Origin of the sequence: Nocardia sp. NPDC050697, from assembly GCF_040654395.1 — a bacterium.
Lineage (GTDB): Bacteria > Actinomycetota > Actinomycetes > Mycobacteriales > Mycobacteriaceae > Nocardia.
The window spans coordinates 160011-182870 of the sequence record NZ_JBFAHY010000003.1 but is presented as its reverse complement, the minus strand read 5'-3'; the positions used below and the strand labels follow the sequence as shown (position 1 = coordinate 182870).

Below are 22860 nucleotides of genomic sequence, written 5' to 3'. Positions count from 1 at the left end.
CCGGGGACCGGATCTTCTCGTGCTCCCGCGCACGCGGGGATGAGCCCCCCGGCGCCTTCGTCGTCGACCACATCGTCCCCGTGCTCCCCGCGCACGCGGGGATGAGCCCGACGGAGTGAGGGGCACTATGCGGCCTCCTGGGTGCTCCCCGCGCACGCGGGGATGAGCCCCGGTTCCGGTTCGGGTCGGTCTCCACTGCCTTGTGCTCCCCGCGTACGCGGGGATGAGCCCAGCTGCAGCACGCGGTGCGGTCGGTCGATCTTGTGCTCCCCGCGCACGCAGGGATGAGCCCCAGCTCACGAACCCGTCGAGGAAGGTGCCGGTGTGCTCCCCGCGCACGCGGGGATGAGCCCGACGACTACGTCGCGCAACTGCCGACGATTACGTGCTCCTCGCGCATGCGGGGATGAGTCCGCCACGACCATCACCACTCTTTTGCACGCCAGTATTCGAGCGCTACCAGGCACTCTCAGGACCGGCAAGCGGTCATTCGACGGACAGTCCCCGAGTAAGAGGGATTGCTATCCTCGCCGCTCCGGGGCATCGCGCCCCGAAAACTGTCGGTGGCGGTTTCTACCCTCCGAACAGTGCGAAAAGGGGGAAGATGCTGAGCGCTACGACCATGTCGGCATGGGCGAAAACCGACCGTGACGGTGGTCGGCTGTCGCTCGTCCGCCATCTCGCAGACTCTGCCGAAGTCGCAAAACTCCTGTGGGACAGCTGGTTACCCCTGCACACCCGCCACGCGATGTCCGAGAACCTCGGCGGTGCAGAGGAGGGCCGAGCCGTTCTGCGCTGGCTCGCCGCCGTGCACGATCTCGGCAAGCTGACCCCTGCCTTCGCGTGCCAGGTACGTGACCTGGCGGAGACGATGGCGGACCGCGGACTGGAGTTTCCGCCTGCCCTGACGAACCGGAAAGCGTTGCCCCACGGCCTTGCCGGTCAGGTAGCCCTCACGACGGTATTGGTCGAGCGAGGCTGGGCGAAGACGGCGGCGGATTCGTTCGGCGTGGTGGTCGGCAGCCATCACGGTGTCCCGCCGACCGAGGGGGAGGCGAGCAACGGCGCGAACCAGACCGACCTGCTCGGCCGCGCCGAGTGGGACAAGTCGCGCCGCGAACTGCTCGACTTCGTGACCGAGCGAACGGCGGGGTGGGACCGGGTGGACCGGTGGCGGCACTTCCCGCTCTCACTCACCCAGCAGGCGCTGTTCACCGCGGCGGTGATCGTCACCGACTGGATCGCGAGCAACCAGGACCTCTTTCCGCTGGACGAAGCGCGGGCATCGAGTACCGCGGCCCCGGGGGCCTGGCAGGAGCTCGGGCTGCCGCCGCCGTGGTCGCCGCAGCCGGTGCCGCTGGAGGATGAGCCAGCGGTCCAACGCTTCGTGCAGGGCAGGTTCGGCTGGCCCGAGTCGACCCGGGCGCGGCCGCTTCAGGCGCAGTGCGTCCAGTTGGCGGCCGCGATTCCAGAGCCGGCGCTGATGGTGGTCGAGGCGCCGATGGGGGAGGGGAAGACGGAGGCGGCGCTGGCCGCGGCCGAGGTGCTGGCGCAGCGGTTCGGGTTCGGGGGAGTGTTCGTGGCGCTGCCGACGATGGCGACCTCGGATGCGATGTTCGGCCGCGTCCACCGCTGGGTGGAGCGCCTGCCAGATACCCCGTCCACGATGTTCCTGGCGCACGGCCGCGCCGCCCTGAACAAGGATTTCGCGGAGCTGCGCAGCGCGGGATTCGATTCCATCGGGGTCGACTGCGTCGACAGCGGGGTCACCGCCCACGCGTGGTACGTCGGCAAGAAGGGGCCGCTCGCGAATGTCGTCGTCGGAACGATCGATCAGGTATTGCGCGCCGCGCTGAAGACGCGGCATGTGATGCTCCGGCACCTCGGGCTCGCGAACAAGGTCGTAATCATCGACGAGGTGCACGCGGCCGACAGCTACATGTCGACCTACCTGTGCCGGGCACTGGAGTGGCTCGGTGCCTATCGGGTCCCAGTCGTTCTCCTCTCGGCGACGCTGCCGCCCGCCCAGCGCGATCTGCTGGTGCGCGCCTATCAGCGTGGTCGGGGCGACGCCGAGTGTGCCGTCGGCGCCGAACCCGGATACCCATCGGTCACGGTGTGGCCGCACCCTGAACTCGGTGGCCCCGTGGCCGCTTCTGGGCGCTCGATCGCGGGCATCGAGATCGAGCCGATCGAGGACGACGCGGGCGTGCTTGCCGAACGGCTTCATGCCGAGCTGGCTGATGGCGGCGTCGCGGGGGTCGTGTGCAACACGGTGGCGCGAGCTCAGGAGACCTACACCGTCCTGCTCGATACCGGTTTCGACGAGTCCGAGGTGCTGCTGGTGCACTCCCGCTTCGTCGCCGGGCACCGCGCCGAACTGGAGGAGAAGTTGCGGGCGGCGCTCGGGCCGCCGAGTGGCCGTGCGCTGCGACCGGACCGGTTCGTTGTGGTCGGCACCCAGGTGATCGAACAGTCACTCGATATCGACGTCGACCTCTTGGTAACCGATCTGGCGCCGGTCGACCTCCTCTTCCAGCGAATCGGGCGGCTGCACCGGCACAGCCGCGATCATCGGCCGGCCGCGGTCGCGCAGCCGCGCTGCCTGGTTCGCGGCGCGAGCTGGGATGCGGTCCCGCCCGAGCCGGTGCGCGGTTCCGAGGCCGTCTACGGGCTGTCCCGGCTGCTGCGCGCGGCGCTGGTACTGAATCTCTCGGCGGGCCGGTCCGTCACCATCCCCGATGACGTCCCCGATCTGGTTGCGGCGGCCTACGGCGAGCGCATCGAAAAACCGGCTTCCTGGGCGGAGCAGATGTGCGCGGCGGATGACGCGTGGGCTGACCACACCGCTAAACAGCAGCAGAAGGCGCAGGACTATCTGCTCCCCGGGCCCGCGAGCGAAAACCCGACGTTAGCCGGATGGCTCGTACACGATATTCCGGACGATGCCGAGGGCGTCGGCGGGCAGGCACAGGTGCGGGATTCCGAGGACAGTCTGGAAGCGATCGTCGTACAGTGCCGTGGCTCGGAAGTGTATGCCCTTGAGCAGGTCCCCGAGATCGGTGGCAAATCAGTGCCGACCGAAACCGAGCCATCGGCGTGGCTGGCGAAGAAGCTGGCCGCATCCACCATCCGGCTACCCGCGTACCTGACCCGATCCGGACGGAAGGAGCGGATGATTCGCGCGCTCGAGGACACCTGGTACCCGGGCTGGCAACGAAGTCACTGGCTGGCCGGAGAGCTGGTACTCGAACTCGATGCGGACGGGACGGCGGACCTGGCCGGATACGACCTGCGCTATGACCCCCGGCTCGGACTGCTCGCGGTTCCGGCCGCCGAGGATCGGAGCACACCGTGACGGACGAGTACCGGTTCGACCTCCTCGACGAGCCGTGGACCCTCGCCACCGACACCGCGGGCCGGCTCCGTGAAGTCTCGCTGCGACAGCTGTTCCGCGATGCACACGAGCTGAGCGCACTGGCGGGCGAACTCCCTACCCAGGAGTTCGCCATCCTGCGCCTGCTCCTGGCTGTGTTACACCGCGCGATCCGCGAGCGACCCGGAACCGCCGTCGAGATCTGGACCGGGCTGTGGCGGGAATGGCCAGCGGACGAGATCGACGCCTACCTGCTCCGCTACCGCCACCGCTTCCAGCTCTTCGATGCGAAAGAGCCGTTCCTGCAGGTGGCCGGGCTTCGTTCGGGCAAAGATGCGGTCAGCTCGCTCGACAAGGTGATCGCCGACATCCCCAATGGCAGCAAGTACTTCACGACGCGCGCCGGGCGAGCGATCGAGCGCATCGGCGCGGCCGAGGCTGCGCGCTGGCTGGTCCACGCGCACGCCTTCGACCCGTCCGGGATCAAATCCGGTGCGGTGGGCGACGAGCGCGTGAAGGGGGGCCGCGGCTATCCGATCGGGATCGCGTGGGCGGGCGGGCTCGGCGGCGTCTATCTGGAAGGCACCGACCTCCGGCAGACGCTGCTGCTCAACCTGGTCCTCACCGACCCGAGCGGCGAACGTCACCAGCAGCTCGGCATTCCGCCGTGGGAGCGCGATGCCGACGGCCCCGCCGCTCGGAAAGACCCGGGCCCGCGCGGTCCTGTCGATCTCCTGACCTGGCAGAGCCGCCGAATTCGCCTCGTCCGCGACGGCACCGAGGTGACCGGGCTCGTGCTCTGCAATGGCGATGCGCTCGAGCCGTTCAACCAGCAGCGGTTGGAGCCCATGACGGCTTGGCGCTACAGCGAGATCCAATCGAAGAAGGCGGGCAAGCCGCGCCACTACCCGCTGTTGCACGATCCGGATCGCTCACTCTGGCGCGGACTGCGGTCCCTGCTCGGCGACGTCGCGAACTCGGCGCCGACCACCGGGCGCGGAATCGCACCGGGTGTGGTCGAGTGGGCAGGGCTGCTGACGGCGCGCGGCGTGATACCGCGGACCCATCCGATTCGCCTGCATGCCACCGGGATGCACTACATCAACAATGTCTCGATCGTCGGCGACATCATCGACGACGCGATCGGGTTCTCCGCCGCCATGCTGGCCGACAACCCCGCACTGCGGACCTGCGCGGTGAACGCCGTGCAGCTCGCCGAGGACTGCGTCACCGAACTCGGGCGGCTCGCGGCGAATCTCGCGCTCGCGGCGGGTGGTGCGACGGAGGGGCCGACCGCCCGCGCCAGAGAACTCGGCTACTTCACGCTCGAAGATCCGTATCGGCGGTGGCTGCGCGGACTCGACCCGCTCGCCACCGACCTGTCGGGCTCCGCCGCCGAATGGCAGCGGGTCGTCGGCCGGATCGTGCGTGGCCTCGCCGACGAACTCATCGCGGCGGCGGGGCAGCCCGCATGGGTCGGAAGAGAAGCGAACAGCCGTTGGATCGATTCCGGCCAGGCCGATCTGTGGTTCCGCGGTCGGCTCGCGGGCCTGGTGCCCGCCGCTTCCACCGCGCCGACGTCCCCCGAGAAAGGAAAGGCGGCCGATGACGAACGCGTCGAAGTCGTTTGGTGAACGCGAGAAGCTGCTCCGCGACCACGTCGACCGCCGGGTCTCCGTCCTGCAGAAGCAGTACCGGGCACAGGACGCCGACGCGCGAGCAGCGCTTGCGGAGTTACGTCGCGGCGTCGGTGGCGCCCCCGGGACCGATCCGCTGCTGTGGAAGCTGACGATCGACGGTCTCCCGGCGGAACTGAACGCACCGGAAACCCTCACCAGGGCCGAGCGCGACGGTGCCGCGACGGTGTGGGAACGCGCGGCCTTCGACGCGATCACGCTTTTCGCGCTGCACCAGCAGTCGCGGACCGGCGCCATGCATCGCGCGGGCGTCGGGCTCGGCGCGGCGGTGCGTGCGCTCGGTGCCGAGGCCGGCTCCGAGCAGGCCGTGCGGACGCGCTTCCACGCGCTGGGAACAGCGCAGGATCATCCCGCCCGGCTGATCCACCTGCGCGGGCTCATCACCCAGTGCCGGGCCTTCGACGTCGCCCTCGACTACGGCAAGCTCTCCGTCGACCTGGGGCGGCTCGACCGCAACACCTACGCCGACCGCGTACTGCTGGCCTGGGCTCGCGACTTCCATCGCAAAGCCCCCGAGGCCGCCGCGGGCACCCCCGAGACAGGAGCGAAGTAATGACCAGGCTCTTCATCGACGTCCACGTGCTGCAGACCGTGCCGCCGAGCAACGTCAACCGTGACGACACCGGTCGGCCGAAGACCGCCTACTACGGCGGCGTGCAGCGGGCCCGGGTCTCGAGTCAGGCGTGGAAGCGGGCTGCCCGCACCGAATTTCGCACCCTGGTCGATCCGAGCACGCTCGGGGTGCGAACGAAGCGCATCGTGGAACTCGTCGCCAAGCGTGTCGGTGACACCATCCCCACCGCCGAGGCGCGGGAGACGGCTGTCTCGGCGGTCTTCACGGCAGCGGGCATCGTTCTGGAGAAGCCGAAGAAGAAAAAGGGCGAGGAAGTCGACCCGATCGAGCAGTCGAAGTACCTCCTCTTTCTCAGCGCGACGCAGATCGACCGGCTCGCCGAACTCGCGATCGCGGCCCACGGTGGCGCCACGATCGACAAGGCCGCTGCCAAAGCCGCTGCGAAGGGAGCCGACAGCATCGACGTCGCACTGTTCGGGCGGATGGTCGCCGACTCCGCCGATCTGAATGTCGACGCCGCCGCGCAGGTCGCGCACGCGATCTCCGTGCACGCGGTGAACACCGAGTTCGACTACTACACCGCCGTTGACGACCGTGCGCCGGAGGACAACGCAGGTGCGGGCATGATCGGCGTCGTCGAGTTCAGCTCGTCCACGCTCTACCGCTACGCGACGGTGAACGTGGCCGCACTGCACCGCAACCTCGGAGATTCGGAGGCGACGGTACTCGCCGCTGAGGCTTTCCTGAAAGCCTTCGTGCGGAGCATGCCGACCGGCAAGCAGAACACGTTCGCGAATCGCACGCTGCCCGATGCGGTGGTGTTCAGTCTGCGCACCGACCAGCCGGTCAATCTCGTGACCGCCTTCGAGGAGCCGATCGTCGCCGCGGGCGAGGCCAGGGCAGCCGTCGCGGCGAAGGCGCTCGTCGCCCGCTACACCGCGGTCGAGGCGGCCTATGGTGACGGCACCACCGTGAACTTCGTGGTCGCCGCCGGTGACGGCGCCGACGCGCTCAGTGAGATCGCTACCCCCGGCTCACTCGCGGCGGCGGTGGATGGCGTCACCCACCGGGTGCGGGCAGCGGTGACGTCGTGACCGTGCTGCTGCTGCGGCTGGCGGCTCCGCTGCAGGCGTGGGGGGTCGCGAGTCGTTTCGCACGCCGGGAAACTCAGCAGTACCCCTCCAAGAGCGGAATCCTCGGGCTTATCTCCGCCGCGCAGGGGCGCCGTCGGACAGATCCGGTGGAGGAAGCCCTGCAGGGGCTCGGCTTCGGGGTTCGGGTCGATCAACCGGGTCGGCTGATCCGCGACTTCCAGGTCGCGCTCAGCCTGGACAAGAAGCAGCAGTTCCCGCTGTCACAGCGCTACTACCTCGCCGATGCCGCGTTCCTGGCGGCGATCCACGGCGAGCGCGAACTCATCACCGGTATTCGGGAAGCGCTGCGTCGTCCTGAATTCCCGCTGTACCTGGGGCGCAGATCCTGTCCCGTCACCGAGCCGCTCGTGCTCGGCGAGCCGACGGAACTCACGCTCGTCGACGCACTTCGGAGCACTGAATGGCAGGCGGCTCAGTGGTATCGGAGACAACAGCCCGAGCGGCTCAGGTTGCCGATCTACCGCGATCTGCTGCCGGGTGATCCGGGGGATCGATTGCGGGAACGTGTCCGCGACATGCCGCTCAGCTTCGATCCCGAGCGTCGTGAATACGGGTGGCGCACCGTGGTGGAGGATCACGTCGATATCGACAATCCGCTGGGGCGCGCCGGCCACTTCCCGATGGCCGCGCTCGGGGGTGAGTAGCGATGTTCCTGTCTCGTGTGCCGCTCAACGGTGCCCGCGTGGGCGCCCGCAAGATTCTGGAGTCGCCCCAGGTGGCGCATGCGGCGGTACTCGCCGCGTTCCCGCCACAGCCCGCCTCCGACGCCGGTCGGTTGCTCTGGCGCATCGACCATCGCGATCATCAGGTCGACCTCTACGTGGTGAGCCCGGCGGAGCCGGATTTCACCCACATCGTCGAGCAGGCCGGATGGCCGACCACCACGGCGTGGACCACGCGTAAGTACACACCGCTACTGGATCGGCTGGCAGTCGATCAGCGGTGGAATTTCCGGCTCACCGCCAACCCCGTCCGCGCAGCGCTCGAGCGCAGCGTCGGCACCCCGCCGGGGCGCGGCAAACCCACCGGCCTCACCCTCGCTGATCAGGTTCAGTGGTTGCAGAAGCGGGCGGAATCGAACGGGTTCGTGATCGGGGGTGGCAGCGGCGCACCCGACGTCGTCGTTTCCGGGCGGGATACGCTGCGGTTCCGCCGCCGAGCGACGACGGTGACCGTCTCGATCGCGACCTACGAGGGCACGCTCGCGGTGACCGATACGGATAGGCTCCGACATGCCCTGACCCACGGCATCGGCCGTGCCAAAGCCTACGGCTGCGGTCTGCTCACGCTCGCTCCCGTTCAGTGAACGATCAACCCGCCGCCCGGCCGATCGGAATCGGCGAGCTGGTCCGTGCCAAGGATCGGCTCTCGTTCATCTATCTGGAACGGGCGACGGTGCACCGGGACGGCAACGCCATCACGGCCACGGACGAGAACGGTGTCGTTCACATTCCCGCGGCGACAATCGGTGCGTTGCTGCTCGGGCCAGGAACCCGCGTCACTCATCAGGCAATGCTGCTGCTGGCCGAGAGTGGCTCGACCGCGGTGTGGGTCGGTGAGCGCGGTGTGCGGTACTACGCGCACGGGCGATCATTGGCGCGCAGCTCCCGGCTGCTGGAGGCACAGGCGGCTGCGGTCAGCAATCAGGCGCAGCGGCTCCGGGTGGCACGGCGCATGTACGAGATGCGCTTCCCCGGCGAGGATGTCGGTGCGCTGACGATGCAGCAGCTGCGGGGCCGCGAAGGTGCCCGGGTCCGGCGGCTGTATCGGGAGCATGCCGAACGCGCCGGGGTCGACTGGAATCGGCGCGACTACAACCCTGCGGATTTCGATGCGAGCGACGACATCAATCGTGCCCTCTCAGCGGCCACGACCTGCCTCTACGGCATCGTGCACGCGGTCATCGTTGCGCTCGGTTGCGCTCCCGGCCTCGGCTTCGTGCACACCGGCCACGAGCGGTCCTTCGTCTTCGACCTCGCCGACCTCTACAAAGCCGACTTCGCCATCCCGCCCGCCTTCGATGCCGCCGCCTCCGGTGCCGAGGACATTCCCGCCACCACCCGCCGAGCTGTTCGCGACACGGTGCACAGCGGGCACCTCCTGGAACGATGCTGCACCGACATCTACGCGCTGCTGCTCCCGGAGGAGCCCGACGGCGTTGCCGAGTGGGATACCGACGTCGTCGAACTCTGGGACCGCAGCGGCAATGTCGCGGCGGGCACCTCCTACTCGGGCGAGGAAGAAGTCCCGTGGTAGTGCTGGTGCTGACGGCCTGTCCCGCCGGTCTGCGCGGCCACCTTACCCGCTGGTTCCTGGAGATCAGCCCCGGCGTCTTCGTCGGCGTCGTCTCCGCCCGTGTCCGGGACCTGGCCTGGGAACGCACCGTCGAACTCGCGAAAGACGGACGCGCCATCATGATTCACAGCACCCGGGGTGAGCAGCGGCTCGCCTTCAAGGTGCACCGGCACGACTGGGAGCCCGTCGACATCGATGGACTCCACCTCATGCGTCGCCCGCATACCGCTGACGTCAGGGCTGGGAAGGCGCGGGCCGGGTGGAGTAAGGCGAGCAGATATGGGCGAGCCGCGAAGCGCCGCGCGCGTTCTTCCGGTGACGAGTAGCCGTATCTGACACCTCACTCCTCCGCGAATGTGGGGGCATTCCTCCGACCGCTGACCCGCCGCACCAGCTGGGCCTATTCCTCGGACTTAAGGAGCGGCAGGGCGCTGGGAGCGGCTGTTCGTCCCGCCAGTCGGAAGCTCATCCAGGCGTGTGCGGAGAGCGCTACACCTGTCGGCCGGTGACCTGTTCGGCGCTCATTTCAGCGAGCGCGGCGAGCGCTCAGGGGGCAGCGTCAGTGAACAGTGCCAAGTGGGCTCATCCCCGCATGCGCGGGGAGCACGTGGATTGGCCGGGCTGCCCCGCGGTGCCGCCGGGCTCATCCCCGCGTGCGCGGGGAGCACGCGATGGGCCGGCAGCGCATCGACATCCTCCAGGGCTCATCCCCACGTCCGCGGGGAGCACACCGGCACGCCGCTGGACGTGCACCCCTGGATGGCCTCATCCCCGCGTGCGCGGGGAGCACACGGTGAGGTCGGCGAGCTGCTGGGTGTGGTCGGGCTCATCCCCGCGTGCGCGGGGAGCACCGGTTGCACTACACCCCGAACTCGCCCTCGTGGGGCTCATCCCCGCGTGCGCGGGGAGCACGAGCTCGAAACGCTGAACAGCCTCGATCCCGTGGGATCATCCCCGCGTGCGCGGGGAGCACTCGAGTCCGTCCTCGACGCCCCGGGCAAGTTCCCGGGCTCATCCCCGCGTGCGCGGGGAGCACAGGAAAACGAAGGGGATAGTCATCGGGTCGTTGGGCTCATCCCCGCGTGCGCGGGGAGCACAGCAGCGGGAGCGCCTTGCCGGTCGCGAGCGCGGGCTCATCCCCGCGTGCGCGGGGAGCACAATGCGAGGCTAGTCCTGTTAGGTGGGTCACAGGGCTCATCCCCGCGTGCGCGGGGAGCACCTAAACAGCAACGAGAAGGGGCTGTTGCAGGCGGGCTCATCCCCGCGTGCGCGGGGAGCACCCGTGCTGCTCGGCGCCGCGGTAGGGGGTGTAGGGCTCATCCCCGCGTGCGCGGGGAGCACAATTCCCCCGCCTGGCGTCGGCTCTACGTCTCGGGCTCATCCCCGCGTGCGCGGGGAGCACTAGCCGGTGTTGAACTGGCTGATCGTGGCGCCGGGCTCATCCCCGCGTGCGCGGGGAGCACCAGGTCGGACAGGTAGTTGTTGATCCGGGTCGGGGCTCATCCCCGCGTGCGCGGGGAGCACGCCGCCATTTCGGGCAGCCCTTCGGCGTGGTCGGGCTCATCCCCGCGTGCGCGGGGAGCACCCTTCCTGACCTGCACGTTTCATCTCGGTAACTCCGTTACCCATTCACTTTCACTTGCGCCTGTCCTCCCGAACTCGCCATGTGTGCAGTCACCCCGGTGACGATAGTCAAACTGCCTGCCGAGCACTGCGGCCCGCTCGAGACCAGATCAAACCCCCACCCGCTCCAACCGCCACCCCGACGCCCGCGACCTCTCGTTCCAGAACGCCGCATACCGCCCGCCGAGCTCCAGAAGCTCACTGTGCGTCCCCCGCTCGACAATCGCCCCACCCTCGACGAACAGAATCTGATCCGCATGCGCGATCGTCGCCAACCGATGCGCGACCACGATCACCGTCTTCCCCTGCGTCAGCTCGTGCACCCCGCGCACGACAACCGCCTCGCTGTGCGGATCGAGCGCACTCGTCGCCTCGTCCAGCAGGACGATCGGCGCCTCCTTGAGCAGCGCCCGCGCAATCGAAACCCGTTGCCGCTCACCGCCGGAGAGCGAAGCGCCGCCTTCGCCGACCCTGGTGTCCCACCCGTCCGGCAGCCGCGCGGCGATCTCGTCCACGCGAGCGGCCTCGCCGACCCGCCGCACCTCCTCGTCGGTGGCGTCCGGGCGGCCGATGCGAATATTCTCGGTGACCGAGCGGTCGAAGAGGTACACATTCTGGAAGACCAGGGCGAGCTGGTCGAACAGGGTCTGCGACGGCTGTTCGCGCACATCGTGCCCGCCGATGAGCACCCGGCCGGAGTTCACTTCGTGGTAGCGGGCGGCAAGCCGCAGCAGCGTGGTCTTGCCGGAGCCGCTCGGCCCGACAATGGCGGTGGTGCTCCCGGCGGGCACGGTGAAGGACACCCCGGACACCACGGGCGAGTTCTCGTCGTACCCGAAGGCCACGTCCTCGAAGCGCACCTCGGGTGCGCCAGGGTTAGCCGCTTCGGTGGCCTCGGGCAGCACCGGCTCGGCGAGCAGCTCGGTGACCCGATCGAGGGAGTTGCGGGCGGTGCGCAGACCGTTGCCGATCTGCGCGGCCTGGGTGAGCGGCTCGACGAACCGCGCGCTCACCGCGATCAGCGCGATGGCGACCGCCGCCGAGACGGACCCACCGGTGACCTGCGTGATCACCACGTAGACCAGAACCAGGAACACCGCCTGCACGAAGAGCTCGAAGACGATGAGCCCGGGCACCGAGGTGAAGACGGTTCGCGTGGTCTCCGACTTCTGCCGATGCAGCGCGCCGTCCAGCGCCCTGTTCCCGCTGCCGACCGCACCGAAGGCCCGCAGCACCGGCTGCGCCTGCGCGAACTCGACCACCCGCGCATCAGCCTCGGCCGCTGCCGCGTGCACCCGCTTCTCCGAGGTGGAGTAGGCCCGGTTGGCCAGCACGTTCACCGCGTAGAGCACCGGCGCGGCCACCAGCATGGTGAGCGAGATCCGCCAGTCCACGAAGAGCATGCCGACCGCGACGGTCACGGGCACGATCACCGCGGTCAGCACCTTGGCGACCAGGTAGGCCAGCGCCCGCTGCACCTCGAGCACGTTCTCGGTGGCGAGCCGGGCGATGGGGCCCGCGCCGTGCGTCTCGAACCAGCCCAGCGGCATGGCGTTCAGGTGGTCGCCGACGCGCAGCTGCAGGTCGCGCTGCATGCCGAGCGCGATGCGGAGCGCGATGGTGGTCTGCAGGTAGCTGAAGACGGCCATCACCGCGACCGCGACCACCATGGCGATGGTCCAGCTCCAGGCCCGGTCCAGCCGGTTCTCGAAGAGCGCCTCCAGCACCGGGACCAGCAGCAGGTAGCCGATGCCCTGCGCGATCGCCTGCGCGACGATCACCGCGAGCAGGATCGGCAGCCTGCCCCGGAACTGCTCGGGTACCAGCGCGAGCACCTTGGCGATCATCGGGGGTCCTCGCTTTCCACCAGCGCGACCGCGCCGAGCGCGGCCTCGTTGATCTCCCAGAGTCGTTGGTAGGTGCCGCCGGCGGTGCGCAGCGTCTCGTGCTCGCCCCGCTCGACCAGTTCGCCGTTCTCCAGCACCAGGATCCGGTCGACGCCGGTGAGGGTGTGCAGCCGGTGCGCGATCACCAGCACGGTGCGGCCCGCGACCAGCACGGCCAGCGCGTCCTGGACCGCCGCCTCGGACTCCGGGTCGGCGAAGGCGGTGGCCTCGTCCAGGACCAGCACCGGGGTGTCGGCGAGCAGCGCGCGGGCGATGGAGAGGCGCTGCGCCTCGCCGCCGGAGAGGGTGGCGTCGACGCCGATCTCCGACTCGTAGCCGCGCGGGAGGGCGACGATGCGGTCGTGGATGCGGGCGGCGCGGGCCGCCGCCTCGAGTGCGGCGTCGTCGGCGTCCGGCTTGGCGAGCGTGAGGTTGTCGCGGATGCTGCCGCGGATCAGCCGGACGTCCTGCAGCACGAAGCCGACGGTGCGGTACAGCTCCTCGGTACCGTAGTCACGAATGTCCCTGCCGCCGATGGTGATCCGCCCGCCGGTGACGTCGTAGAACCGGGGCAGCAGCTTGGCCAGCGTGGATTTGCCGGACCCGCTCGGCCCGACCAGCGCGGTGATGGTGCCGGGCACCAGCTCCAGATCGACCCCGCGCAGCACCGGGTGGCCCTCCCGGTACCCGAAGGTGACGTCCTCGAAGCGCACCAGGCCGCGATCGGTCACCTCGGCAACCGCGTCCCCGGACCCGGCCGCGAGCTCCGGCGTCTGCTGCAGCTCGTGCAGCCGCACCGCCGCCGCGCCGCCCTCGCGCAGCGCCTGCCCGCCGTACCCGAGCCCCATGAGCGAGCTGCCGAGACCCAGCCCGACCAGCAGGAACGGCAGCACATCGAGGGGCGCCAGCCACTCCAGCCCGACGCCGGCCAGCCCGGCGACCACGATCACCACCATGACGAAGACCGGGGCGATCACCACATCGGTCACCGACTGCGGCCGGATCTGCGGCGTCTTGAGCCGGTCCAGCGCCGCCACCTGCTGCTCGATCGCGTCCCGGTAGGCGCTGTGCGCGCGGCCCGCCTGCCCGAAGGTGCGCACCACCTGGATGCCGTCGACGAACTCGATCGTCGCCTCCTGCACCGTGCGCGAGGTGCGGGTGTAGACGGCGAGCCGGTCCCGCCCCGCCTGATCCATCATGCGGCTCAGCCCGATGAAGTAGATGACCAGCGGAATCAGCAGCACCAGGGTGAGCCGCCAGTCCACCGTGAACAGGTAGCCGAGCGCCACCAACGGCGCGACCACCGCGCCGACGAACTCCAGCCGGGCGTGCGCGATCAGGTAGTGCAGCGCCTCGACGTCGTCCTGCAGGTACTTCTTCACCTCGCCGGAGCTGCGGTCGGAGAACCAGCCGAGCGGCACCCGGCTCAGCTTGGCGGCCAGCGCCCGCCGCACGGTCAGCTGGAAGTTCGCGTCCACCAGGTGCGACCAGGTGAGCGCGGCGGCCTGCAGCAGGCCGCGGGCGACCAGCACCGCGATGGCGATCCACACCAGCCGCCAGACCCGATCGGTGTCGGTCTGCGCCGCGAGCAGCTCCCGGCACGCCTCGACGATGAGGATGAACGGCACCACCGTGCCCAGCGAGGCGACCGCCACCACCAGGCTCGCGAGGGTCAGCGTGGTGTGCACGGGGGCGAGGATCTCGCGCCGCGCCCGCGCCTCCCGCTGCTTGCGTTCCTTCAGCACCGCTTTCGGCGGCCGGTTCCCCGGCTCCGCCGTCGGCGGCGCGGTCTGCACCGTCATGCGCCTCGCCTCTCGCCCGTGGTCGTCACGCAGCGGGAGTCCCCCCGCCTCGGAGATAGGTTAGGCTAAGTTTTCCCATTGCGGGGGACCGGCTCGAAGTTGTCCGAATAGTCGGAATCCTCCGTGGCGCAGCGCTGTTGTGACGGAGATGACCTCCTCCGTCGTCGACACCGATACCGAGTTCGGCGCGCGCGTCGCCGAGCGCCTCGAGTCCGAGCAGATCGTCTGGCTCACCACCGTCGGGCCCAGCGGGACGCCGCAGCCGAACCCCGTCTGGTTCCTCTGGTCCGACGGGACCGTGCTCATCTTCAGCAAGCCTGATCAAGCCAAGGTGCGCAATATCCGGCGCAACCCGCGGATCGCGCTGCACCTGAACAGCACCGCTACCGGCGGTGACGTCGTCGTGCTCACCGGGACCGCGCACATCGAGGAGGTGACGCCCTCCGATGCCGAGACCCGGGCGCTGCTCGCCAAGTACCGCGAGGGGCTCGCGAGCCTGGATATCAGCGGCTCGGAGTTCAGCGAGACCTACTCCGCGGCGATCCGCATCGTGCCGGACCGGCTGCGCGGTTTCTGAGCGGCTAGGGTCGGGCCGGTGAGACGGCGTCAGCGGCCACCGCTGCCCAAGCGGCACGGGCTCGACCCGGCTCGGTTGCGGTTGCCCGAGGAGGGTGATTGGGCCACGATTCGCGAGCACCTGGTGGAGCGGCTGTATCGGGTTCCTGCCGCGCGGATCGACGAAATGCTGGCCGCGGGGGCAATCGTCGATCTCGACGGCCCGATCTCGCCGGATGCGCCCTACGTCCCCGGTGGCGCCGTATGGTTCCATCGCGACCTGCCGGTGGAAGCGTTCGTGCCGTTCGATATCGCCGTGGTGCACCGCGACGACGACATTTTGGTGGTGGACAAGCCGCATTTCCTCGCCACCATTCCGCGGGGGCGGCACATTCTGGAGACCGCACTGGTCCGGCTGCGTCGTGACCTCGACCTCCCGGATCTGATCCCCGCGCACCGGCTGGATCGGACCACCGCCGGGCTCGTGCTCTTCGTGGTGAATCCGGCGCGGCGCGGGGCGTACCAGACGCTCTTCCACCGGCGCGAGGTGCGCAAGGAGTACGAGGCAATTGCTCGGTACGACCCGGAGTTGGCGCTGCCACGTACGGTGCGCAGCCGGATCGTCAAGGAAAAGCACGTCCTGCCCGCCTTCGAGGTGGACGGGGAGCCGAACTCGCTGACCGAGGTCTCGCTGCTCGAGCACCGCGCCGGACTCGGCCGCTACCTGCTGCGGCCGCACACCGGGCGGACCCACCAGCTGCGGCTGCATATGAACAGCCTCGGGGCGCCGCTGCTCGGCGACGACTTCTACCCCGAGGTCACCGACAAGGCGATCAACGACTTCACCCGGCCGCTGCAACTGCTCGCCGCGCAGCTGGCGTTCACCGATCCGGTCAGCGGGGTCGAGCGGTCGTTTCGGACGACTCGCCGTTTGCAAGCATGGGACGACCCGGTCGGCTGGGCCGGGAATTAGAACACGTTCTGCGGGGTAAGCGCTGATCGATGGCTCTTTCCTCGCACTCAGATAGCGTCCGTACACTGGGCCCGGTGCGTGAACCGGCCTCCAGCGAAGTCCTCACCTCGACCGCCGGTCCCACGGACTCGGTCCGTGTCGCGGACACCTCGGCGATGACCGAGCCGGAGCCGCGGCCCCGGGTGCACGCCTACCTGGACGTGGCCGTCGTGGTCGTCGTCCTGGCCTGCACCAACCTCATCGCCCACTTCACCACCGCCTGGGCCAATGTGATCAGCGTGCCGGTAGCGGCGGTGGTGCTGCTGGCACTCATGCGGCGGCGCGGGCTCGGGTGGCACGAGCTGGGGCTCTCGCCTCGGCACTGGCGGCGCGGGACGCTCTACGCCGTCGGTGCCGTCGCGCTGGTGCTCACCGTCGTCGCCATCGGCGCGGCGCTGCCCGTGACCAGGCCGTTCTTCCTCGCCGATCGGTACGCAACCATCTCCGGCGCGCTCATCGCGTCCATGATCGTCATCCCGCTGCAGACGGTGATTCCCGAGGAGTTGGCGTTCCGCGGGGTGTTGCACGGGACATTGGATCGGGCGTATGGGGTGCGGGGTGTTTTCTTCGCCGGATCACTGCTCTTCGGGCTGTGGCACGTGGCGTCGTCCTTCGGGCTCACCAGTGGGAATGCCGGGCTCGGAGCGGTGCTCGGCGGCGGGTGGGTCGGGCAGGTGCTCGGTATTGCGTTGGCGGTTGTGGTGACAGGGGCTGCGGGGGTGGTCTTCACTTGGTTGCGGCGGCGAAGTGGGAGTTTGCTTGCGCCGATTGCGCTGCACTGGTCGGTGAATGGGGCGGGGGCGCTAGCGGCGGCGTTGGTCTGGCATGTGACGTTCGGGTGAGGGGCGGAAAGTGAATGGGTAACTGAGTTACCGGGTGTTGCGGTGCTGGTCAGGAAGTGTGCTCCCCGCGCATGCGGGGATGAGCCCACCGTGACCCACACCGACGGCATGGTGCCGCTGTGCTCCCCGCGCATGCGGGGATGAGCCCAACGCCGCTCGCCCTACCCCCTCGGCGGTCCAGTGCTCCCCGCGCATGCGAGGATGAGCCCCGCCGGCGCGGCCGCGACACCGACGAGTGGTTGTGCTCCCCGCGCATGCGGGGATGAGCCCGCCAGCGGGCTCGCCCATCTCTCCGGCAAGCTGTGCTCCCCGCGCATGCGGGGATGAGCCCCCGCCGGGCACCCGCCGCGATCCCCGGCCCGAGTGCTCCCCGCGCATGCGGGGATGAGCCCTCCTCGTTGCAGATCCGCTGCGCTGCGGTCGTGTGCTCCCCGCGCATGCGGGGATGAGCCCGCGCTGATCGACGTCGCGATCTCGAACCTGCTGTGCTCCCCGCGCATGCGGGGATGAGCCCCCCGCCGATCCGGCGGTGACCAGCGCGGACAGGTGCTCCCCGCGCATGCGGGGATGAGCCCGAGATCCGGGGCCGCTGGCTGGGCCGCAACGAGTGCTCCCCGCGCATGCGGGGATGAGCCCTCGGTCACCGTCTCGGGCACCGCGGTCGACCCGTGCTCCCCGCGCATGCGGGGATGAGCCCGCGCCCTCTCTATACGCAGACACACCACCGAGGTGCTCCCCGCGCATGCGGGGATGAGCCCCTGGGCCACTGGAAGATTGGGATGGGCAGGAGTGCTCCCCGCGCATGCGGGGATGAGCCCCCCCGAGATCATCGCCGCGATGGACTTCCCCGTGCTCCCCGCGCATGCGGGGATGAGCCCATCACGGTCCACAGCCCGACCGGCCACGCCGCGTGCTCCCCGCGCATGCGGGGATGAGCCGTTCGTGCCCGATATCGCCGAGAAGCTCGGGTTGTGCTCCCCGCGCATGCGGGGATGAGCCCGCGACCGAGACCAACGTCCCGGTCACCCTGGAGTGCTCCCCGCGCATGCGGGGATGAGCCCCGCTCGACGAGGTGATCGCGCAGCGAACCCCAGTGCTCCCCGCGCCTGCGGGGATGAACCCGAAAACGACATCGCATTCCTGCGGGCCCTGGTGTGCTTCCTGCGCATGCTTGGATGAGCCCGGCGCGGGCGCGCTGACCGCTGCCCTGGTCTGCTCTCCCCGGGTGGGCGGGGGTAAGCCCACCAATCTCGCGGCCGACTCGGCGACGCAGTGCTTGCCACGCTCCATCGATGGCTATTGAGCCGGGAGGGCTGGTCGAAAGTTCCGGTGCTTCGTGTAGGGGTGTCAATGGAATCGGCACCAGTGTGTGGGCGACGTGGTTTGAAGGGGGCTGACGATGGCGGGGATGGGCTTCAAGCATTTTGCAGAGGCAGTGATTGATCAGCTGTCGAGCAGCGGATAGGACGCAGGCCCTACAGCCTCTCGCCGATGATGTTCCCGTACTTGTCGGCTATTCCTTCGACATCCGTCGGCCGCTCACCCAATGGCGGCCCGAGTACGCCAACGAGAAGATCTGCCGTAGCCCTTCGAGTTTCAACCGGTTCCCGCTCGCCACCGAACCATCTCCCGGCGACGACGCGCAGTGGTGCGGCGAGAAAGAGTGGAGCGTCGGTGAATCCGATGTGGTCGGTTCCGCCGATCGTGTAGCGGTAGCCACCGGCCTGCAATCCGGCGATCAGCGTGCGGTTCCCGTCGGTGTAGGCCGTCGAATGCCCGGTCAGCGCCGGATCGCTGTCGATCAGCAGAAACGGTCCCGGCAGTCTCTGCTCGGGGAGATCGCCGTAGAGCGTGCCGTCGATATTCGCGGCGGCGATGACGCGCGGATCGTGGGCAAGGGCGGAGGCTGCGGCGGCGCCGCCGAAGGAGTGGCCCGCGGCGGCCACGCGGGTGGTATCGATATGGCCGGTGAGCAGGGTTTCGGTGGCGCCGATCTGATCCAACGCAAAGGACAGGTCGCTGGTGCGGACCGCGAGCTGGGCGGCCATCTCGGCATCGGAACCCGAGTTCGCCACCCCGTGCGCAACCGTCCCGTCGGCAAGTTCGGTGACGGCGACCTCGTACGGATGATCCACCGCCAGCACGACGAAACCGCGGGATGCCAGCTCGGTGAGCAGCCCCGTGTAGACGGCGCGCGGCGCTCCGTAGCCGGGGGAGAAGAGAAGGACCGGCCAGCGCGCCCGATCATCGGCGAGCGGGACGTCGGCGCCGGCGTGTGTATCGATGAGGTGGTAGCGGGAGAACAGCATCGATGGCACGCCGGAGATCGTGGCGGGTAGATTCCCGTGGCCATCCATATAGAGGTATTGCCTTGGTACCGAGCCGAATTTCGCCGGGTACCACGCCTGCACCACGACATTCCGATGGTCGCCGGGGTCGGCTGTGGCGGGCTCGGGCCGGGATTCGTCCACCCAGCGAAACACGGTGCTGCCGACCGGATAGGCGCCGTCCGGGGCGGGCAACCGCGGCACCGGCGGTACCGCCCAGACCGCGGTGGCGACCGGAACCAGCGCGCCGACGAGCAGCGCCGCGGGCAGGGTGCGGCGGGGAGTGCGCACGAGCAGCCAGGTAGCCACTCCGAGCAGCACATATGCGGGAACCCGCTGCCAGACGAAACCATCGAGCAGCAGCTGGATACCGGCACCCAGGAAGAGCAGGGGAAGGGCAATCGGCGCCGCCCAGCGCGCGGTGCGCGGCACGACGGCGCCACCGACGGCGAGCAGCAAAGCGCTCACCACCAAAACCGCGTCCAGCACCGACATGCGTTCAGCTTGCCCGGAGAGCCGAGCGTTTCGCATCGGCCATCGGGGGGCCGCCATGTACGTCGCAGGTCGTACTCGGCAGGTGTGCAGATGCCTAATTTCGGGGAAAAGTCGGCGCAGATGATGTGCGGGCACCCGACCCCGCTCTAGCGTCGCCTACGCGCACGCGGCACCGGGTGGGACGTCCCCGGTGCCGGGTGCGTGCGACCGACAGGGGGAAATATGGCGGGACCGGGATGATCGAGCTGGGCTGGACGATCGCCGTCGGATTACCGCTGGCCGTGCTGATCTCGGTGATCCTGTGGCCGCCGGGACGGCCGTGACCCGGTGTCCACGGGGGACACCGGGGCCCGATCAGAAACTCAGCAGGAGACCGAGGCGTAGTACCCGACGGTGCAGACCGACTCGCTGGTGAGCTTCCAGCCGCCACCGACCTGCCGCCACGACACCTCGATCAGCGGGAACGGGGCGTACCCGGAGACGGTGGTCTGCAGGTTGGCGGTGAGGGTGTCGCCGGAGACGTTCACCGGGCCGGTGACGTACCAGGCGAAGCTGGGCACCGAGGAGATCACGCCGGTGATCTTGTCGATGGTGGCGAGATCGGCCTCGCCGCCCTCCAGCTCGGCGGCGCGGGCGCCGCGGCCGGCGCCGCTGTTCAGCACCAGCTGCAGCTTGGCCTGGAGTTCGCCGACCGACGGCGCCGCGGTGTGCACCACGGCGGGCGCGGCGGAGGCGGGGGCGGCGATCGCGCCGCCGCCCAGCAAAGCGCCGGCGACAAGGGCGATCGCGGTCCGGGTCCTGAGGTTGATCATGTGCGTATCCCATCGTTCTCGTGCGGGGTGTGCCGTACACGTCGGCTTCGACGCGGGGGCTTGGCACCACCCAGCAATATAAGGTAAGCCTATGCAAACATGAAGGGCGACCGGTACCGCGAGAGTTGGGAGCACCCGGTGGACAGACTTCTGGTGATCGGGGCGGGGCCCAAGGCGATGGCTGTCGCGGCCAAGGCGCACGTGCTCCGGCAGCTCGGTCTGCCCGCCCCGCACGTGACCGTGGTGGAGGCGCACGCGGTCGGCGGCAACTGGCTGCCCGGCGGCGGCTGGACCGACGGCAGGCACCGGCTCGGCACCAGCCCGGAGAAGGACATCGGCTTCCCGTACCACTCCACCTGGGCCCGCGGCCACAACCGGGCCATCAACGAGGCGATGAACGGCTTCAGCTGGACCGCCTTCCTGATCGACCGCGGCGACTACGCCGAGTGGGTCGACCGCGGCAGGCCGAGCCCGCACCACTACGTCTGGGCCAAGTACCTGCAGTGGGTGGCGCGGCGCTCGGAGGTCGAGGTGGTGCTCGGCACCGTCACCGAGGTGGCGGCGGCTGCGGACGGCTGGCTGGTCACGGTGCGCGACGGCGACGGTTCGCTCGCCCAGCTGGATGCCGACGGGCTGATGATCACGGGTCCGGGGAAGAGCGGCCGGGCGCTGGCCGAGCACCCGAAGATGCTGAGCATCGCGGAGTTCTGGGAGCTGACGGGGAAGCGGGCGCTGCCGCCCTCCTCGCGGGCCGCGGTGATCGGCGGCGGCGAGACGGCGGGCTCGGCCATGGACGAGCTGGTCCGGCACGACGTGCTCACGGTCTCGGTGATCTCGCCCGCGGCCACCATCTACACCCGCGGCGAGAGCTACTTCGAGAACTCGCTCTACTCCGACCCCACCAAGTGGCGCGCGCTGAGCGTTGCGGAGCGTCGGGACGTGGTGCGCCGCACCGACCGCGGCGTCTTCTCGGTGCGGGTGCAGGAGACGCTGCTCGGCGACAACCGGGTGCACCACCTGCAGGGCCGGGTGGTCCGGGTGGCCGACCACGGCGACGGCATCGCGCTCACCCTGCGCAACGACCGCCGCCCGGACCAGACGCACGCCTTCGACCTGGTGGTGGATGCCACCGGCGGGCAGCCGCTGTGGTTCACCGAGCTCTTCGACGCCGACGCGGCGGATCTGCTGGAGCTCGCCGTGGGCGGCCCGGTCACGCAACCGCGGCTGGAAGCGGCAATCGCGCACGACCTCTCGGTGAGCGGGCTGGGTGCCAAGCTGTACCTGCCGAATATGGCGGGGCTGTCGCAGGGCCCCGGCTTCCCGAATCTCAGCTGCCTCGGGGAGCTCTCGGATCGGGTGCTGGCCTCCGCCTCGGCCCGGATCTCGACGCCCGCCCGGGCTGCCGCGCGGCATAGCGAATAGGCTAGGCTTGCCTTACTTATTGTCGAGGGCGAGGTTCGGTTCATGCGTATCGTGTCGTTCGGTTTCCAGACCTGGGGCCGCCGCACTCTCCAGGCCCTGATCGATTCGGAGCACGAGGTGGTCCTGGCGGTCACCCACCCGGCGAGCGAGCACGCCTACAAGGGCATCTTCTCCGACTCGGTCGAGGAGCTGGCCCGCGAGCACGGCATTCCGGTGCACCTCACCGAGCAGGCCGACGCGGCCACCATCGACCTGGTGAAGCGGGCCGAGCCGGACGTCATCGTGGTGAACAGCTGGTACACCTGGATGCCGGCCGAGCTGTACGCCATGCCGCCGCACGGCACGCTCAACCTGCACGATTCGCTGCTGCCGAAGTTCACCGGCTTCTCCCCGGTGCTGTGGGCGCTGATCAGCGGCGAGTCCGAGTTCGGGCTGACCGTGCACCGGATGGACGAGCAGCTCGACACCGGCGACATCCTGGTGCAGCACCGGCTCCCGATCCCGGCCGGCGCCACCGGCACCGAGCTGGTCGAGGCGGGCATGGAGCTGATCCCGGGCGCGGTGCACGCGGCGCTGGACGCGCTGGCGAGCGGCACCGCCGAGTGGACGCCGCAGCGCAAAGAGGAGCGCACCTACTTCCACAAGCGCTCGGAGCGGGACAGCCTCATCGACTGGAGCTGGGAGGCCGTGGATCTGGAGCGGTTCGTGCGCGCGCTCTCCGCGCCGTACCCGCGGGCTTTCGCCTACTACCGGGGCGAGCGGGTCGAGGTGCTGGCGGCCAAGGTCTCCGAGGCGCGCTACGGCGGCACCGCGGGCCGGGTCATCGTCCAGGAGGACGGCGGCGCGGTGGTCTGCGGTCCGAACCCGATCCGCGGCCGGAACCTCGGGCTCGTGATCACCCGGGTCCGCACCGCCGAAGGCGCCGAGCACGACGGCGCCGAGTTCTTCCGCCGCGGCGGCTATCTCACCGATTCACCTGCCTGAGCGG

General features: G+C 69.6%; 17 protein-coding genes and 3 CRISPR repeat arrays (1 of these 20 cut by a window edge). Of the genes, 13 read left to right on the top strand and 4 right to left on the bottom strand.

Going from position 1 to position 22860, the window contains the following annotated elements; genetic code table 11:
* A CRISPR array of direct repeats spans window positions 1-414; the repeat unit is 29 nt; unit sequence GTGCTCCCCGCGCACGCGGGGATGAGCCC (it extends 347 nt beyond the left edge of the window).
* Between the two features lie 190 nt (window positions 415-604).
* Genes cas3 through cas2e form a run of 8 tightly spaced genes read left to right on the top strand, consistent with a single transcriptional unit; the run spans window position 605 to window position 9422 of the window.
* Window positions 605-3358, top strand: coding sequence for a CRISPR-associated helicase Cas3' (gene cas3, locus AB0H71_RS12625; protein WP_357018884.1), 2754 nt, complete (start codon window positions 605-607; stop codon window positions 3356-3358).
* Entirely contained in the window at window positions 3355-5010 is a 1656-nt protein-coding gene (casA, locus tag AB0H71_RS12620; RefSeq protein WP_357018881.1) for a type I-E CRISPR-associated protein Cse1/CasA, read from the top strand. The genes cas3 and casA overlap by 4 nt, the downstream gene beginning before the upstream one ends.
* Window positions 4982-5626, top strand: a complete 645-nt coding sequence (gene casB, locus AB0H71_RS12615) for a type I-E CRISPR-associated protein Cse2/CasB (RefSeq protein ID WP_357018878.1) — start codon at window positions 4982-4984, stop codon at window positions 5624-5626. Before casA ends, casB begins: the two co-directional genes overlap by 29 nt.
* A complete protein-coding gene (cas7e, locus tag AB0H71_RS12610; protein WP_357018875.1) occupies window positions 5626-6741 on the top strand; it encodes a type I-E CRISPR-associated protein Cas7/Cse4/CasC in 1116 nt (371 codons plus the stop codon). Before casB ends, cas7e begins: the two co-directional genes overlap by 1 nt.
* Window positions 6738-7445 (top strand): type I-E CRISPR-associated protein Cas5/CasD, encoded by a 708-nt coding sequence (gene cas5e / locus AB0H71_RS12605; protein WP_357018872.1) that lies wholly within the window; start codon window positions 6738-6740, stop codon window positions 7443-7445. Before cas7e ends, cas5e begins: the two co-directional genes overlap by 4 nt.
* 2 nt (window positions 7446-7447) lie before the next feature.
* The gene (cas6e, locus tag AB0H71_RS12600) at window positions 7448-8107 is read left to right on the top strand and encodes a type I-E CRISPR-associated protein Cas6/Cse3/CasE (RefSeq protein ID WP_357018870.1); all 660 of its coding nucleotides are present in this window, start codon (window positions 7448-7450) and stop codon (window positions 8105-8107) included.
* Window positions 8104-9057: a type I-E CRISPR-associated endonuclease Cas1e gene (gene cas1e, locus AB0H71_RS12595; protein ID WP_357018867.1), complete on the top strand. Its 954-nt coding sequence runs from the start codon at window positions 8104-8106 to the stop codon at window positions 9055-9057. The genes cas6e and cas1e overlap by 4 nt, the downstream gene beginning before the upstream one ends.
* On the top strand, window positions 9051-9422 hold the full coding sequence (cas2e, locus tag AB0H71_RS12590) for a type I-E CRISPR-associated endoribonuclease Cas2e (protein ID WP_357018864.1): 372 nt from the start codon (window positions 9051-9053) through the stop codon (window positions 9420-9422). Before cas1e ends, cas2e begins: the two co-directional genes overlap by 7 nt.
* Before the next feature lie 135 nt (window positions 9423-9557).
* Window positions 9558-10681: direct repeats of the CRISPR family, unit length 29 nt; unit sequence GGGCTCATCCCCGCGTGCGCGGGGAGCAC.
* 148 nt (window positions 10682-10829) lie between these two features.
* Here the strand turns inward: cas2e and AB0H71_RS12585 are convergent.
* Both AB0H71_RS12585 and AB0H71_RS12580 read right to left on the bottom strand, forming a co-directional pair.
* The gene (locus tag AB0H71_RS12585) at window positions 10830-12566 is read right to left on the bottom strand and encodes an ABC transporter ATP-binding protein (protein WP_357018861.1); all 1737 of its coding nucleotides are present in this window, start codon (window positions 12564-12566) and stop codon (window positions 10830-10832) included.
* On the bottom strand, window positions 12563-14407 hold the full coding sequence (locus tag AB0H71_RS12580) for an ABC transporter ATP-binding protein (RefSeq protein WP_357018858.1): 1845 nt from the start codon (window positions 14405-14407) through the stop codon (window positions 12563-12565). Before AB0H71_RS12580 ends, AB0H71_RS12585 begins: the two co-directional genes overlap by 4 nt.
* 148 nt (window positions 14408-14555) lie before the next feature.
* Here AB0H71_RS12580 and AB0H71_RS12575 point away from each other — a divergent pair, with 148 nt between their 5' ends.
* From AB0H71_RS12575 to AB0H71_RS12565, 3 genes are all read left to right on the top strand, one after another.
* Window positions 14556-14984, top strand: a complete 429-nt coding sequence (locus AB0H71_RS12575; protein WP_357018855.1) for a TIGR03667 family PPOX class F420-dependent oxidoreductase — start codon at window positions 14556-14558, stop codon at window positions 14982-14984.
* Window positions 14985-15002: 18 nt separating this feature from the next.
* Window positions 15003-15935 carry an RluA family pseudouridine synthase gene (locus tag AB0H71_RS12570; RefSeq protein ID WP_357018851.1) on the top strand — a complete coding sequence of 311 codons (933 nt, stop codon included), beginning with the start codon at window positions 15003-15005 and terminating at the stop codon, window positions 15933-15935.
* Window positions 15936-16090: 155 nt separating this feature from the next.
* Window positions 16091-16816 (top strand): CPBP family intramembrane glutamic endopeptidase, encoded by a 726-nt coding sequence (locus AB0H71_RS12565; protein ID WP_357020345.1) that lies wholly within the window; start codon window positions 16091-16093, stop codon window positions 16814-16816.
* Window positions 16817-16874: 58 nt separating this feature from the next.
* Window positions 16875-17999: a CRISPR direct-repeat array (repeat unit 29 nt; unit sequence GTGCTCCCCGCGCATGCGGGGATGAGCCC).
* A gap of 292 nt (window positions 18000-18291) precedes the next feature.
* Here AB0H71_RS12565 and AB0H71_RS12560 read toward each other — a convergent pair.
* Both AB0H71_RS12560 and AB0H71_RS12555 read right to left on the bottom strand, forming a co-directional pair.
* The gene (locus AB0H71_RS12560) at window positions 18292-19638 is read right to left on the bottom strand and encodes a hypothetical protein (RefSeq protein ID WP_357018850.1); all 1347 of its coding nucleotides are present in this window, start codon (window positions 19636-19638) and stop codon (window positions 18292-18294) included.
* Between the two features lie 362 nt (window positions 19639-20000).
* A complete protein-coding gene (locus tag AB0H71_RS12555) occupies window positions 20001-20450 on the bottom strand; it encodes a hypothetical protein (RefSeq protein WP_357018848.1) in 450 nt (149 codons plus the stop codon).
* Window positions 20451-20588: 138 nt separating this feature from the next.
* Between AB0H71_RS12555 and AB0H71_RS12550 the strand changes: the two genes are divergently transcribed.
* Window positions 20589-21872, top strand: coding sequence for a SidA/IucD/PvdA family monooxygenase (locus AB0H71_RS12550; protein WP_357018844.1), 1284 nt, complete (start codon window positions 20589-20591; stop codon window positions 21870-21872).
* Window positions 21873-21914: 42 nt separating this feature from the next.
* Window positions 21915-22856, top strand: a complete 942-nt coding sequence (locus tag AB0H71_RS12545; protein WP_357018841.1) for a methionyl-tRNA formyltransferase — start codon at window positions 21915-21917, stop codon at window positions 22854-22856.
* Window positions 22857-22860 lie beyond the last annotated feature (4 nt).